12 protein-coding genes are annotated in these 13,972 nt (G+C 73.3%); 9 read left to right on the forward strand and 3 right to left on the reverse strand.

Annotation, left to right across the window (positions count from 1 at the left end):
• The first annotated feature begins 20 nt into the window (after positions 1-20).
• From ahcY to secA, 8 genes are all read left to right on the forward strand, one after another.
• Positions 21-1,484 (forward strand): adenosylhomocysteinase, encoded by a 1,464-nt coding sequence (gene ahcY, locus E3Z34_RS04775; RefSeq protein ID WP_134772681.1) that lies wholly within the window; start codon positions 21-23, stop codon positions 1,482-1,484.
• A gap of 46 nt (positions 1,485-1,530) precedes the next feature.
• Positions 1,531-2,208 (forward strand): MtrAB system response regulator MtrA, encoded by a 678-nt coding sequence (gene mtrA / locus E3Z34_RS04780; protein WP_134772682.1) that lies wholly within the window; start codon positions 1,531-1,533, stop codon positions 2,206-2,208.
• A 73-nt stretch (positions 2,209-2,281) separates the two neighbouring features.
• A complete protein-coding gene (mtrB, locus tag E3Z34_RS04785) occupies positions 2,282-3,949 on the forward strand; it encodes an MtrAB system histidine kinase MtrB (protein ID WP_134772683.1) in 1,668 nt (555 codons plus the stop codon).
• Positions 3,946-5,730, forward strand: coding sequence for an LpqB family beta-propeller domain-containing protein (locus E3Z34_RS04790; RefSeq protein ID WP_134772684.1), 1,785 nt, complete (start codon positions 3,946-3,948; stop codon positions 5,728-5,730). Before mtrB ends, E3Z34_RS04790 begins: the two co-directional genes overlap by 4 nt.
• Before the next feature lie 136 nt (positions 5,731-5,866).
• On the forward strand, positions 5,867-6,622 hold the full coding sequence (locus tag E3Z34_RS19390; RefSeq protein ID WP_134772685.1) for a ComF family protein: 756 nt from the start codon (positions 5,867-5,869) through the stop codon (positions 6,620-6,622).
• Between the two features lie 120 nt (positions 6,623-6,742).
• Positions 6,743-7,438 carry a ribosome hibernation-promoting factor, HPF/YfiA family gene (hpf, locus tag E3Z34_RS04800; RefSeq protein WP_134772686.1) on the forward strand — a complete coding sequence of 232 codons (696 nt, stop codon included), beginning with the start codon at positions 6,743-6,745 and terminating at the stop codon, positions 7,436-7,438.
• A gap of 92 nt (positions 7,439-7,530) precedes the next feature.
• A complete protein-coding gene (locus E3Z34_RS04805; RefSeq protein ID WP_134772687.1) occupies positions 7,531-8,742 on the forward strand; it encodes a winged helix-turn-helix domain-containing protein in 1,212 nt (403 codons plus the stop codon).
• A gap of 40 nt (positions 8,743-8,782) precedes the next feature.
• Positions 8,783-11,500, forward strand: coding sequence for a preprotein translocase subunit SecA (gene secA / locus E3Z34_RS04810; protein ID WP_134772688.1), 2,718 nt, complete (start codon positions 8,783-8,785; stop codon positions 11,498-11,500).
• Between the two features lie 16 nt (positions 11,501-11,516).
• Here secA and E3Z34_RS04815 read toward each other — a convergent pair whose 3' ends face one another.
• Both E3Z34_RS04815 and E3Z34_RS18130 read right to left on the reverse strand, forming a co-directional pair.
• Positions 11,517-12,095 carry an Rv3235 family protein gene (locus E3Z34_RS04815; RefSeq protein ID WP_134772689.1) on the reverse strand — a complete coding sequence of 193 codons (579 nt, stop codon included), beginning with the start codon at positions 12,093-12,095 and terminating at the stop codon, positions 11,517-11,519.
• Between the two features lie 5 nt (positions 12,096-12,100).
• Entirely contained in the window at positions 12,101-12,934 is an 834-nt protein-coding gene (locus E3Z34_RS18130) for a LysM peptidoglycan-binding domain-containing protein (RefSeq protein WP_202977019.1), read from the reverse strand.
• A 505-nt stretch (positions 12,935-13,439) separates the two neighbouring features.
• Between E3Z34_RS18130 and E3Z34_RS04825 the strand changes: the two genes are divergently transcribed.
• Positions 13,440-13,631: a hypothetical protein gene (locus E3Z34_RS04825; RefSeq protein ID WP_134772690.1), complete on the forward strand. Its 192-nt coding sequence runs from the start codon at positions 13,440-13,442 to the stop codon at positions 13,629-13,631.
• Positions 13,632-13,635: 4 nt separating this feature from the next.
• Here E3Z34_RS04825 and E3Z34_RS04830 read toward each other — a convergent pair whose 3' ends face one another.
• Positions 13,636-13,851, reverse strand: a complete 216-nt coding sequence (locus E3Z34_RS04830; RefSeq protein WP_134772691.1) for a helix-turn-helix domain-containing protein — start codon at positions 13,849-13,851, stop codon at positions 13,636-13,638.
• Positions 13,852-13,972: the final 121 nt, after the last annotated feature.

Below are 13,972 nucleotides of genomic sequence, written 5' to 3' on the forward strand. Positions count from 1 at the left end.
CTGCCACGTAGCATGACCCCATGCCGGACACCACCGTCGTCCCCGGGACCACCCTCGAGCACCGCGTGCGTGACCTCTCGCTCGCCGAGCAGGGCCGCCACCAGATCAGGCTGGCCGAGCACGAGATGCCCGGGCTGATGGCCCTGCGCGAGCGGTTCGGCCCGGCCCGGCCGCTCGCGGGCGCCCGGATCGCCGGGTCGTTGCACATGACGGTGCAGACCGCCGTGCTCATCGAGACGCTGACCGCCCTGGGCGCCGAGGTGCGGTGGGCCTCCTGCAACATCTTCTCCACCCAGGACGAGGCGGCGGCGGCCGTGGTGGTGGGGCCGACCGGCACCGTCGAGGACCCCCAGGGGGTCCCGGTCTTCGCCTGGAAGGGCGAGACCCTCGAGGAGTACTGGTGGTGCACCACCCGGATCATGCTGTGGCCCGACGGCGCCGGGCCCAACATGATCCTCGACGACGGGGGCGACGCCACCCTCCTGGTGCACAAGGGCAAGGAGTGGGAGGCCCAGGGTGCGGTGCCCAGCCCCGAGGACGAGGACCCGCAGGAGTGGAGGGTCATCCTGGAGACGGTGCGCGCCGGCCTGGCCGAGCACCCCACGCGGTGGACCGACGTCGCGGCGGGCCTGCGGGGCGTCACCGAGGAGACGACCACCGGCGTCCACCGGCTCTACCAGCTGCACGAGGCGGGGCAGCTGCTCGTCCCGGCCATCAACGTCAACGACTCGGTCACCAAGTCCAAGTTCGACAACACCTACGGCTGCCGGCACAGCCTGGTCGACGGGCTCAACCGGGCCACCGACGTGCTCATCGGCGGCAAGGTCGCGGTCGTCTGCGGCTACGGGGACGTCGGCAAGGGCTGCGCGGAGTCGCTGCGCGGGCAGGGAGCACGGGTCGTCGTGACCGAGATCGACCCGATCTGCGCCCTGCAGGCCGCGATGGACGGGTACGACGTGGCCCGCCTCGAGGACGTCATCGGCCGGGCCGACTTCGTCATCACCGCCACGGGGTGCAAGGACGTGGTCACCGTCGAGCACATGCGGGCGATGAAGGACAAGGCCGTCCTGGGCAACATCGGCCACTTCGACAACGAGATCGACATGGCGGGCCTGGCGCGGGTGCCCGACGTCGTCCGCACCGAGATCAAGCCCCAGGTGCACGAGTGGGTCTTCCCGGAGGGCCGGTCGATCATCGTCCTCTCGGAGGGGCGCCTGCTCAACCTCGGCAACGCCACCGGCCACCCCAGCTTCGTGATGTCGACGAGCTTCACCAACCAGGTGCTGGCCCAGATCGAGCTCTTCACCCGCCCCGACGACTACCCGCTGGGCGTGCACACCCTGCGCAAGGAGCTCGACGAGGAGGTCGCCCGGCTGCACCTGGCCGCGGTGGGCGTCGAGCTGACCGAGCTGACCAAGTCGCAGGCGGCCTACCTGGGGGTCGACGTGGCCGGCCCCTACAAGCCGGACCACTACCGTTACTGACGCCGGCCCGCGCCGGCCCCGGCCCGGCATACCGCAGGAGGACCCCGTGAGCTCCAAGCTTCTCGTCGTCGACGACGACCAGGCCCTGGCCGAGATGCTCGGCATCGTCCTGCGCAAGGAGGGCTACGAGGTCGCCACGTGCGGCGACGGCGGGCGGGCGCTCCCCATGTTCCGCGAGTTCCGCCCCGACCTGGTGCTGCTGGACGTCATGCTCCCCACCCAGGACGGCATCGAGGTATGCCGTCAGCTCCGGCTGGAGTCCGGGGTCCCCGTGGTGATGCTCACCGCCCGCACCGACACCCGGGACGTCGTCGCCGGGCTCGAGGCGGGCGCCGACGACTACGTCGTCAAGCCGTTCAAGCCCCAGGAGCTGCTGGCGCGGATCCAGGCGCGGCTGCGGCGGACCGACGGGACGGAGGACCGGCGCCTGCAGGTCGGTGACGTCATCATCGACGTCGCGGGCCACCAGGTGACGCGCGCCGGGGAGACGATCCCCCTCACCCCCCTCGAGTTCGACCTGCTCGTGGCCCTCGCCAGCAAGCCCTCCCAGGTCTTCGACCGGGAGTCGCTGCTGGAGCAGGTGTGGGGCTACCGCCATGCGGGGGACACCCGCCTGGTCAACGTCCACGTCCAGCGCCTGCGGAGCAAGATCGAGCTGGACCCGGAGAACCCCCAGATCGTGGTGACCGTGCGTGGCGTCGGGTACAAGGCCGGCCATCCCTGACCCGGGCCCCGGGGGGTGGGCGCTGGCACGCTGGTGGCGGGCGTCCCTGCGGCGGCGCGTCATCCTGACGACCGTGCTCGTCGGCACCGTGCTCGCGCTCCTGCTCGGGACCTTCCTCTACCAGCGGGTGGCCCGCGGACTGGTCGAGCAGGCCGTCGACAACGCCCAGCGGGACGCTGCCCAGCAGGTGTCCCAGGCCCAGGAGGCCTTCGACTCCACGGACCGCACGGACGACTTCGGCCTGCGCACGCTGGCTCGTGAGCAGATCGACACCATGGTCGGGACCAGCGCGGACGACGGGCGTCGGGTGCTCCTGCTGCCGGCGCTGGAGAACGACCCGGCCCCGGTGGTCGAGGCCATGTGGATCGGGCTGTCCACGCCGCAGGCGCCGCCGGGGCTGCAGGAGGCCGTCAGCGCGGACCCCGAGAACCAGCAGACGATCGTGGTGCCCGTCGCCCTGGACGGTCAGGAGACGCCGGTGACGGCGACTGTGATCGGCTCGCGCGTGACCCTGCCCCGTGCGGGGGCCTACGACCTGCTGCTGGTCTACTCCCTGGAGCGGGAGCAGCAGACGCTGGCCCTGGTGCGCCAGCTCTTCCTCGGCGGCGGGGGAGGCCTGGTCCTGCTCATGGCCGGTCTGGCCGTGGTCGCCACCCGCATGGTCACGCGCCCGGTGGCCAAGGTGGCCCACGTCTCCCAGCAGCTGGCCCGCGGGATGCTGGACGAGCGGGTGCCCGTGCACGGCCACGACGAGATCGCCCAGCTCGCGACCTCGTTCAACACGATGGCCGACTCCCTGCAGCACCAGATCCGCGAGCTGCGCTCGCTGTCCCAGCTGCAGCAGCGCTTCGTCTCCGACGTCTCGCACGAGCTGCGCACCCCCCTGACGACGATGCGGATGGCGGCCGACGTCCTGCACAGCTCGCGCGAGGACTTCCCCCTGCCCGTCGCCCGGTCGGCCGAGCTGCTCGACCAGGAGCTGGACCGCTTCGAGGAGCTGCTGTCCGAGCTGCTGGAGATCAGCCGGTTCGACTCCGGCGCCGTCACCCTCGAGCGCCACGAGGAGGACCTCGTCGCCCTGGTGCAGGCGGCCGTGGACGGCGTCCGCCCGCTGGCGGACCGGCTCGGCAGCGAGCTCGTGCTCCACCTCCCGGCCGCGCCGGTGCCGGTCCAGATGGACGGGCGGCGGATCTCCCGCGTGCTGCGCAACCTGCTGACCAACGCGGTGGAGCACGGTGAGGGCCGCCCGGTGGAGGTCGTCGTCGCGGCCACCCCGCAGGTGGCCTCCTGCTCGGTCCGCGATCACGGCATCGGGCTGACGACCGACCAGCAGCAGCACGTCTTCGACCGGTTCTGGCGGGCCGACACCTCCCGTGCCCGCACCACCGGGGGCACCGGCCTGGGGCTCGCCATCGCCCTCGAGGACGCCCGGGTCCACGGTGGCTGGCTGCAGGTCGGGAGCGCACCGGGCCAGGGGGCCTGCTTCCGGCTCCTGCTGCCTCGCTCGGCCACCTACGTCATCGCCGACGAGCCGGCACCCGTGCCCCCTCCGGCCCCGGCGCCCTCGCCGGCCCCGCACGAGGTCCGGGCCCCGGTGCCCGTCGCCGCGCGCGCACCGGGACGGGGGGCCGAATCGCGCCCCCTCCCCGAGCCGGTCCCCGTCCCCGGCCCCTCCACCCCGGAGGACGCCTTCGTCCCACCCGTGACCCTGGCGCTCGCCGCCCGGGAGGAGAGACCATGACCCGCCACCCGAGCGCCGGCCGCCGCCGGACCGGCCTCCTGGTCGTGGCGGTCCTCGTCCTGGGCGGGTGCTCCAGCCAGCTCCCGACCTCTCCCCAGCCGCGGGCGGGCCTTCCGGTCTCGGTGCAGGCGCGGCCCGACGTCGAGCGCATCCTCAACCCGCCCCAGCCGGGGGCCACGGCGGCGGAGGTGGTCCGGGGCTTCCTCCAGGCGAACGTCGGGTTCGCGGACGACGGTGACGTCCCCCGCTCCTACCTCACCGCGGAGCTCGCGAGCCGGTGGGTGCCGACCAGCGCCGTCCTGGTCGTGGACGGCACCCCGGAGGTGACCTCCGTCGACGGGCGCGAGGTCACCGTCGCGGTCCAGGTGGCCGGTCGCATCGACGCCGAGGGCCGGCTGCTGGAGCAGACGTCGACCTCGCGCACCACGCAGAGCTTCACGATGAGCCGGGTCGGTCAGGAGTGGCGCATCTCGGCCTTCCCCGAGGGGTTCGGCGTCTGGCTCACCCGCGCCGACCTCGAGCAGTCCTTCCGGCCCACGACGCTCTACTACCTCAACCCGCACGGCAACACCTTCGTCCCCGAGGTGCGCTGGCTCCCCGTCGGCGACGGGCGACCCACCGCTCTGGTGCGCGCACAGCTGGCGCCGGTGCCGGACCACCTCGAGGGAGCGGTGCGCACCGCCGTCACCGACGACGTCCGGCTGGGCGCAGCCTCGGTCCCGGTGGACCCCCGCACCTCGGTGGCGGTGGTGCAGCTCACCGGTGCCGGCCTCGCGGCGGACACCCAGCTCACGGCGGCGCTCCAGGCCCAGCTCGCGCACGCGCTGCTGGCCCTGCCCGGCGTGTCCGGCGTCCAGGTGCAGCTGGCCGGCCAGCCGCTCACCCTCGGCCAGGACGGCCCCATCACGGCCTCGACCCAGCTGCCCTACCACGACGTCGAGCGCAACGTCGACATGGTCCTGCTGCGGGTGGGCACCCGGTTCCGCCCCATCGACGCCACCCAGTCCACCCTGCGCGACCTGCCCCAGGAGCGCACCGAGGCCCTGGAGCTCCCGGAGCTGGGAGCCTCGTGGACCGACGTCGCGGCGAGTGCGGACCTGCAGGACTTCGCGGCGGTCTCGGTGGACCGCACCTCGTTCTGGCGGTGGCGTCAGGGCGTGGAGACGAGCAACGACGGCATCGGGGACGCGCTGACCCCGCCGGCCGTGGACCCGCTGGGCGGTTTCTGGATCGGCGGGGTGAGCCGGTCCACCGGCGAGCCCCGCATCTGGATCGCCGAGCCGGACGACCTCGGGACGGCCCGGCCCCTGGAGGTGCCGTGGCTGCATGCCCGGGACCGCCTCCACATGATCTCGGTCTCGCCCGACGGCAGCCGCGCCGTGCTCGTGGTCGCCGACACCTCCTCGGAGCGGCGCCGGATGGTGCTGGCGGGCGTCGAGCGGGACGGCGCGGGTCGCCCCGTCGGCCTGACCGAGGGTGTCCCGGTCGCGCCGCACCTCAGCGACGTCGCCACGGCACGGTGGGCGTCCGCTGGCGACCTGTACCTGGTCGCCCGCCGGCCGGACGACCCGAGGATGCGGGTCTTCAGCCTGCGGGTGGGGGAGTGGCTCTCACCCATCGGGGCGCGCGACGCCCTGGAGCCGGTCGACGTGCTCCCCGTGCCGCGCAGCGGTGGTGCCGAGCCCATCGCCCGCACCGCGGACGGCCGGTTCCACACCACCGAAGGCTCGGGGTGGTACGGCGCCCGCAACGGTGACGAGCTCGTCGTCCCCGGGGGCTGAGCCCGCCGCGGTCCTCCCCGACGCCTGAGCCGGCGGCGTGCGTGACCGGCTCCCTGTCCGCGACCTGTCGCCGCGCGGTCGCGCCCACCTGTGGACGAGGCATGGGCCCTATCCCACCGTCCTGACAGGCTGGGGTATGCCGTGGCGACCCACCCAGGACCTGCTCGCCCTGGTCGAGCTGGCCGCCCCCAGCGCCTGCGCCGGGTGCGGACTGCCGGGCAGCCGCTGGTGCGCGGACTGCGGGACGTTCCTGGCCGCCTCCCGGCCACGCCCGTGGCGGCCGACGCCGTGCCCGCCGGGACTGCCCCCGACCTGGGCGGGGCTGGCCTACCGGGGCCCGGCCCGCGCCGCCCTGGTGGCCTGGAAGGAGGACGGCAGGGTCGACCTCACCCCCGTCCTGGCGCGGGCCCTCAGGCCGGTGCTGGCGGCGGCCCTGCAGGGCTCGGCGCCGCACGCCCGGGCGGTGCGGGCCGGGAGGCCGGTCGTCCTGGTCCCGGCCCCGTCGGCGCGGGCCGGCGTCCGCGCCCGCGGCCGGCGTCCCGTGCCCGAGCTGGCCCGGGCCACGACCCCGCGCGGGCCCGTCGTCGAGGCCCTCCGGCTGGTCCGCCGGGTCAGGGACCAGGCGGGTCTGACGGCAGGGGAGCGTGCCACGAACCTGCGTGGCGCGGTGGCGGTCCGACCCGGCCGGGGCGACCGGCTCCGGGGCGTGCCGTGCGTCCTGGTGGACGACGTGGTGACGACAGGAGCGACCCTGCAGGAGTGCGCCCGGGCCCTCCTGGCAGCCGGGTCGGGGCCCGTCGTGGCCGTCACCGTCTGCGCCACCGTGCGGCGCGGTCCCGGCCCCGCCGGGCCGCCCGGGCCATCTGTGGCATCCCCCGGACCCGCCGACTAGTGTGTCTGCATGGAGCACCTTCCCGAGGTTCGACGAGGGGGTGAGGCAGGACGAGACCAGGGCCGCGACGACGCGGCCGACCCCCGTTGCACATCCCCCCGCTCTTGATGGAGGAACTCGATGGAACTCACCGTGACCGGTCGCAAGAAGGACGTCGCCGATCGTTACCGGCGCCACCTGGAGGACAAGCTCAGCAAGATTCCCCAGCTCGCCCCCCGCGTGCGACGCACCGACGTCGTCCTCACCCACGAGGCCAATCCTCGTCAGGCGAAGGAGTCCGAGCGCTGCGAGATCACCTGCTACGTGCACCGCACGGTGGTGCGGGCGGAGGCCGCCGCCGACGACGAGTACGCCGCTCTCGACCTGGCCATGACCAAGCTCACCGAGCGGCTGCGCCGTCTGGGCGACAAGCGCCGGGTGAGCCACACCGGCAAGCACCGGCTGCCCTCGGTGGCCGAGGCCACGTTCGGCCTCCCGACCGGGGCGGCCGCCGACGGGACCGCCGAGGCGCCCGAGCGCGCCCTGAGCCCCGAGGAGGCCGTCGACCAGGCCCTCCAGACCCAGGGCAACAGCCCGATCGAGATCCGCGAGAAGGTCCACGCCTCCAGCCCGATGACCGTCGGCGAGGCCCTGTCGCGCATGGAGCTGATCGGGCACGAGTTCTTCCTGTTCCACGACGCCGACAGCGACCGGCCCAGCGTGGTCTACCGCCGACGCGGCTGGTCCTACGGCGTGCTGCGCCTCGACCGCGAGGACGAGAGCCAGGACGACGACGAGGGCTCGGACGAGCCGACGGAGACCGCGGTCGCGTCCTGACGCGGCGTCCGGCCTGAGCGCGCGGGCGGGCACGGCCACGACGGTCGTGCCCGCCCCGTCGTCGTGAGAGCTCCCGTGGCACAGTGGACGCCATGCCAGCCAGCCTGAGCCGGGCCCAGGCGCGCCGGATCGCCCTGGCGGCCCAGGGTTTCGGTCGTCCGCGCCCGACCTCCGTCGGCACCCGCCAGCTCAGCACCATGATCGAGCGGCTCAAGGTGCTGCAGGTCGACAGCGTCAACGTCCTCACCCGGGCCCACTACCTTCCGCTGTTCTCCCGGCTCGGGCCCTACGACACCGCGCTGCTGGACCGGCTCCGCGACGGCTCCGGCCCGCGGGCCCGGGCAGGTCGCACGCTGGTGGAGTACTGGGCCCACGAGGCCTCGCTCCTTCCCGTGGCCACCTGGCCCTACCTGGGGTTCCGGATGGAGCGGGCGCGGGAGCGGGCCTGGAGCCGCCACGTCGTCGAGGACCACGCCGTCCTGCTGGCCGCCGTCGTCGACGTCGTCGCCTCCCAGGGGCCGCTCACGGCGCGGCAGGTGGAGGCGCACCTGCCCCACGGGGCTGCCCGGGACAGGGAGGACTGGGGGTGGAACTGGTCGGCGGTCAAGCAGTGCCTGGAGTACCTCTTCTGGGCCGGTCTGGTCACCTCCGCGGGCCGGACCGCGCAGTTCGAGCGCCGGTATGCCGTGCCCGCGCAGGTGTTGCCGCCGGAGGTGGTGGCCCGGGCGCCCGGCACGCCGGAGGCTCCGGGGCCGCTGGAGTCCGTGACCGAGCTGCTGCGGCAGGCGGTCCGGGCGCACGGCATCGGCACGCGCCGGGACCTGGCCGACTACTTCCGCCTGCGCGGCCCGCTGGTGCAGGAGGCGCTGGACGGGTTGCTCGCCGCGGGGGAGGTCGAGGAGGTGGACGTCCCGGGGTGGCGGGGCAGCAGCGCCGTATACCTCGACCCTGCCGCGCGGCGACCCCGGGCGGTGCGGGGAGCGGCCCTGCTCAGCCCCTTCGACTCCCTGGTCTGGCAGCGGGACCGGGTGGAGGAGATCTGGGACTTCCGCTACCGGATCGAGATCTACGTGCCGGCGCCGCAGCGGGTGCACGGCTACTACGTGCTGCCCTTCCTGCTCGACGAGCAGCTGGTCGGACGGGTCGACCTGAAGTCGGACCGGGCGGCCGGCGTGCTGCGCGTGCAGTCCCTGGGCTGGGAGCCGGGCACCGACGTCGCACGAGCGCTGCCGGCGCTCCAGGACGAGCTGGCCTCGATGGCCGGATGGCTCGGGTTGGGGCGGGTGGACCTTCCGGCGGGGTAGGTGTCACCGACCTGGGGCGGGGGACGGTTAGCCTAGTCGGGTGCCGAACCTCTTCGAGAAGATCCTGCGCGCCGGTGAGAAGACCGCGCTGCGCCGGCTTGAGACCATCGCCCGGCAGGTGAACGCCCTGGAGGAGGACTTCGAGGGCCTCTCCGACACCGAGCTGCGCGAGGAGACCGACAAGTTCAAGGCGCGCCTGGCCGACGGCCAGACGCTGGAGCAGCTGCTGCCCGAGGCGTTCGCCGCGGTCCGCGAGGCGGGGAAGCGGACGATCGGCAAGCGCCACTTCGACGTCCAGCTCATGGGCGGCGCCGCGCTGCACCAGGGCAACGTCGCCGAGATGCGGACCGGTGAGGGCAAGACGCTCGTCGCCACCCTGCCCTCCTACCTCAACGCGCTCACGGGCAAAGGCGTGCACGTCATCACGACCAACGACTACCTGGCGCAGTACCAGTCCGAGCTGATGGGCCGTGTCCACCGGGCCTTGGGGCTGGAGACCGGGTGCATCCTGTCCTCGATGACGCCGGCCCAGCGCCGGGAGCAGTACGCCATGGACATCACCTACGGCACGAACAACGAGTTCGGCTTCGACTACCTGCGCGACAACATGGCCTGGTCGCTGAAGGACCTGGTCCAGCGCGAGCACCACTTCGCGATCGTCGACGAGGTCGACTCGATCCTCATCGACGAGGCGCGCACGCCGCTGATCATCTCGGGCCCGGCCGACCAGGCCACCAAGTGGTACACCGAGTTCTCCAAGATCGTCCGGCGCCTGGAGCGCGGCACCGCGGCCGACCCGCTGCGCGGCATCGAGTCCACCGGTGACTACGAGGTGGACGAGAAGAAGAAGGTCGTCGGTGTCCTGGAGCGTGGGATCGAGAAGGTCGAGGACTACCTCGGCATCGACAACCTCTACGAGCCGAGCAACACCCCGCTCATCGGCTACCTCAACAACGCGCTGAAGGCCAAGGAGCTCTTCTCGCGCGACAAGGACTACGTCGTCATGGACGGCCAGGTCATGATCGTCGACGAGCACACGGGTCGCATCCTGCCCGGACGCCGCTACAACGAGGGCATGCACCAGGCCATCGAGGCCAAGGAGGGGGTGGAGATCAAGAACGAGAACCAGACCCTGGCCACGGTGACCCTGCAGAACTACTTCCGGATGTACGACAAGCTCGCCGGCATGACGGGCACCGCCCAGACCGAGGCGGCCGAGCTGCACCAGATCTACAAGGTGGGCGTCATCTCGATCCCCACCAACCGGCCGATGGTCCGCAAGGACCAGCCCGACCTCGTCTACCGGACCGAGGAGGCGAAGTTCAACGCCGTCGTCGACGACATCGCCGAGCGCCACCGGGCCGGCCAGCCCGTGCTGGTCGGCACCACCTCGGTCGCCAAGTCGGAGTACCTCTCCGAGCAGCTGCGCCGGCGGGGTGTCCGGCACGAGGTCCTCAACGCCAAGCACCACGAGCGGGAGGCGGCCATCGTGGCGGAGGCGGGGCGCAAGGCCGCGGTCACGGTGTCCACCAACATGGCCGGTCGAGGCACGGACATCATGCTCGGCGGCAACCCGGAGTTCCGGGCCGTGTCCGCCATGCACGCCCAGGGCCTGGACCCCCAGGAGACCCCGGAGGAGTACGAGGCCGCCTGGGAGAGCACCCTGCGCCGCGCCGAGGAGTCGGTGGCGTCCGAGCACGACGAGGTCACCGCGCTGGGCGGCCTCTACGTGCTGGGCACCGAGCGCCACGAGTCGCGACGCATCGACAACCAGCTCCGCGGTCGCGCCGGCCGCCAGGGCGACCCGGGTGAGTCCCGCTTCTACCTCTCGCTGCAGGACGACCTCATGCGGATGTTCAACGCCGGGATGGTCGACCGGGTCATGTCCACGTCGGGCATGAGCGACGACATCCCGATCGAGTCCAAGATGGTCTCGCGCTCGATCGCCAGCGCCCAGTCCCAGGTCGAGGCGCAGCACTTCGAGACCCGCAAGAACGTCCTGAAGTACGACGACGTCCTGAACCGGCAGCGCGAGGTCATCTACGCCGAGCGCCGCCGGGTGCTCGCGGGGGAGGACCTCCACGAGCAGGTGAGGCACTTCATCAACGACGTCGTCACCGACTACGTGACCGCCGCCGGCGGTGTCGGTCTCGCCGACGGGATCGACCTGGAGTCCCTGTGGGAGGACCTGGGCCAGATCTACCCGGTCGGCATCACCGTGGACGAGGTGGTCCAGGAGGCGGGGGGTCGGGCCGGGGTCACCACCCAGCAGCTCGTCGAGCAGCTGACCAGTGACGCCCAGCACGCCTACGACCAGCGCGAGGCCGAGGTCGGCGAGGACCTCATGCGCGACGTGGAGCGGCGGATCGTCCTGCAGGTGCTCGACCGCAAGTGGCGCGAGCACCTCTACGAGATGGACTACCTCAAGGAGGGCATCGGGCTGCGGGCCATGGCCCAGCGTGAGCCCCTCGTGGAGTACCAGCGCGAGGGCTACCAGCTGTTCCAGGCCGTCATGGAGGCGATCAAGGAGGAGTCGGTGCGGTTCCTCTTCCAGGCCGAGGTCAAGCGCACGGAGGAGCAGGCTCCGGCGGCGCCTCCGCAGCAGCAGCTCACCTTCGTGGCTCCCGGTGAGGGCGGTGAGGCCGAGACGCGTCGGGTGCGTGCCGACGGCTCGTTGCCCGAGGAGGAGAGCGCCGCGCCCGCCGCGGCCTCCGGGAGCAACAGGGCGGAGCGGCGCAAGGCGAGGAAGGCTCGCTGAGCCGGCGCCGGAGGCCTCACCCGAGCTCGAGCGCGGTCACCAGCCACCGACCGTCGACCCCGCACATCCGCAGGGCGAGCGCACGGACCCGGCCCTCGCCCTGCACCACGGCCGAGACCTCGCACACCCCGTCCGCGGGGTGGCAGGTCAGCAGGGTGCGGACCCGCGGGGCCCGGTGGGGCCGCTGGGCGCGGCGCCGGGCGAGCAGCCCGCGACGGGCCACCCGCTCACGCACCTCCGGGACCAGCCACTTCGTCAGCTGGCTCGCCGACCGGGTGCCGTCGCACGCCTCCAGCACGGCCGTGATGATCCGCCGCGCCCACACCTCGGCGTCGGGCAGCTGGGCCGTGGCCGTCGCCTGAGGCCCGAAGTAGCTGTCGTACGCCTCCGCCCGCAGGTCCACCGCGAGCGACCCCTGGACGTAGCCCTCGGCCTGGGACGGGGGCCGCACCGCCGCCGCCGACCCGCCCCGTCCGGTGGGTGACCAGTCGCACCCGTCGGCGTCCGGCTCGGCACGCGGCGCAGGTGCCAGCCGGAGCACCTGCGGACCGGTCTGCCGGCTCGCGCGTCCCTCGGTCGGCGCCGGTCCCCCCACCGTCCTCATCGGCCCGGCCCCCGCTCCGGCACGACCAGCTCCTGGCCGGGGAGGATCAGATCCGGGTCGGGACCGATCACCTCGGCGTTGGCGGCATACCACCGCGGCCACTCCTGCGCGATGTCCGCGCTGGTCGCCTGCGGTCCCAGGTGGCGGGCGCACAGGTCCCACAGGGTGTCGCCCCGCCGCACCACCACGTGGTCGGGCAGCACCTCCCGGGGGACGGTGGTCACCAGGGTGACGTCCTGGTCGGGGACGGCACGCGGAGGCAGAGGGGTCGGGGTCCACCCGGGGTGAGGCACCACCGGGCCGGGCACGTCCGGCGAGGGTCCGGCCTCGACCCGGTGCGACCCGGCGTCCTCGACCGGGAGCGCAGGTCCCGCCACGGCTGACGGGGTCACGGCGACGCCGTCGACCGAGGAGAGCTGCGGGACGGTGCTGACGGTGGCGCGGGGTGCGGCGACGCCGTCGACCGAGGACACCTGCGGGGCGGTGCTGACGGTGGCGACGGGTGGGGCCGCGACCGCGGCGGTGGTGCCGCTGAGCGTGACGAGCAGGGCGCACGCCACCTGCACCGACCAGGACAGCTGCTCGGGCCGAGGCGGATGGACACCCCCCGCCCGGACCAGGACGGCGGTGGCCAGGGCCAGCACCGTGGCCACCCGGCCCGCCGCGAGGGTGGCCGCCGCCAGGACCACCGTGTCCAGGGCCTGCTGCGTGGGCACCACCCCAGTGCCCGGCCAGCTCGCGACCGTCCACCCCCCCAGCCCGACGGTGACCGCGACGGCCCCCAGCGTCAGGACCATCCCGGTCGTCCTCGCCCCCATCCTGGCGCCCATCGACTCCTCCTCTAGCATTCGTTTGCGTTCGTTTGCGTTCGATATCGGAAGGTTAAGTCTCGCTACGACTGTCGTCAAGGGCGGGAGCAGACCTGTGGACGGCGGCCGGTGGGTCCCGACGGATGGCACCATGACGCTCATGCGGTGGCACCAGCTCTCGACGACCTCGCCGCCCAGCAGCAGGCGCTGGAGCTGCGGGAGCGGGACGCCGAGATCGCCGAGCACACCCGGGCCGAGCGGGGGCAGGTCGAGCTGCTCCAGCGTCTGGCGGCCGTGCTGGAGCGGCCGCTCCGGCTCCGCGTGCGGGGGATGGGGGCCCTGGAGGGCGTCCTCACCGACGTCGGCGCCGACTGGCTCCTGCTCGACACCCCGGTCGGTGGGCCCGCGGGGCGCGAGCTGCTGCTCCCGGTCACCGGGGTGCTCTCGGTCGAGGGGCTGTCGGGACGGGCCGAGACCGACCCGCCGTGGCCGCCAGGCGCCTGGGCTCCGGCACGCCCTACGGGCCGTGAGCCGGGACCGGGCACCGGTGCGGGTGCACGACGTCGGAGGGGATCACGTCTCCGGCACCATCGACGCGGTCCTGGCCGACCACCTGGACCTGAGCCGGCACGCCGACGACGAGCCGCGGCGTGGCACCCTCGTCCGGGGTCGGACGACCATCCCCTACGCAGCCGTGGCCGGGGTGCGTCGCCTGTGAGCCGTCAGTCGTCCACGCCGTGCCCGATGGTCTCCCGGGTCTGCGCGTAGGCCCGCTGGATGTAGGCCTCGAGCTCGGTGTTCTCCACCCGCCACACGCCGCGACCACCGAACTTCACGCCCTGCAGCTCACCGGACCGCACCAGCGCCTTCACCTGGGACAGGGACACGTTGAGGGTCTCGGCGACGTCGGTCAGCGTCAGGAATCGCGGCGCAGCCACAGGCACCCTCCAGGTCGGTCGGCGGTCTTGACCAAGATTTTACGGTTTCATGGTCCCGTCTTGACCAGCCTGTGGACAAGATGCTCGGGAGGCGACGACAGGCGGTTAGCGTTCCGGGGGT

Origin of the sequence: Ornithinimicrobium flavum, assembly GCF_004526345.1 — a bacterium.
In the GTDB taxonomy this organism is placed as follows: domain Bacteria; phylum Actinomycetota; class Actinomycetes; order Actinomycetales; family Dermatophilaceae; genus Ornithinicoccus; species Ornithinicoccus flavus.

Coding starts and splice junctions, on each gene's coding strand:
- E3Z34_RS19390 (WP_134772685.1), top strand. CDS start 5,867: ATGCCGTGGCGACCCACCCAGGACCTGCTCGCCCTGGTCGAGCTGGCC.
- E3Z34_RS04790 (WP_134772684.1), top strand. CDS start 3,946: ATGACCCGCCACCCGAGCGCCGGCCGCCGCCGGACCGGCCTCCTGGTC.
- E3Z34_RS18130 (WP_202977019.1), bottom strand. CDS start 12,934: ATGGGCGCCAGGATGGGGGCGAGGACGACCGGGATGGTCCTGACGCTG.
- ahcY (WP_134772681.1), top strand. CDS start 21: ATGCCGGACACCACCGTCGTCCCCGGGACCACCCTCGAGCACCGCGTG.
- hpf (WP_134772686.1), top strand. CDS start 6,743: ATGGAACTCACCGTGACCGGTCGCAAGAAGGACGTCGCCGATCGTTAC.
- E3Z34_RS04805 (WP_134772687.1), top strand. CDS start 7,531: ATGCCAGCCAGCCTGAGCCGGGCCCAGGCGCGCCGGATCGCCCTGGCG.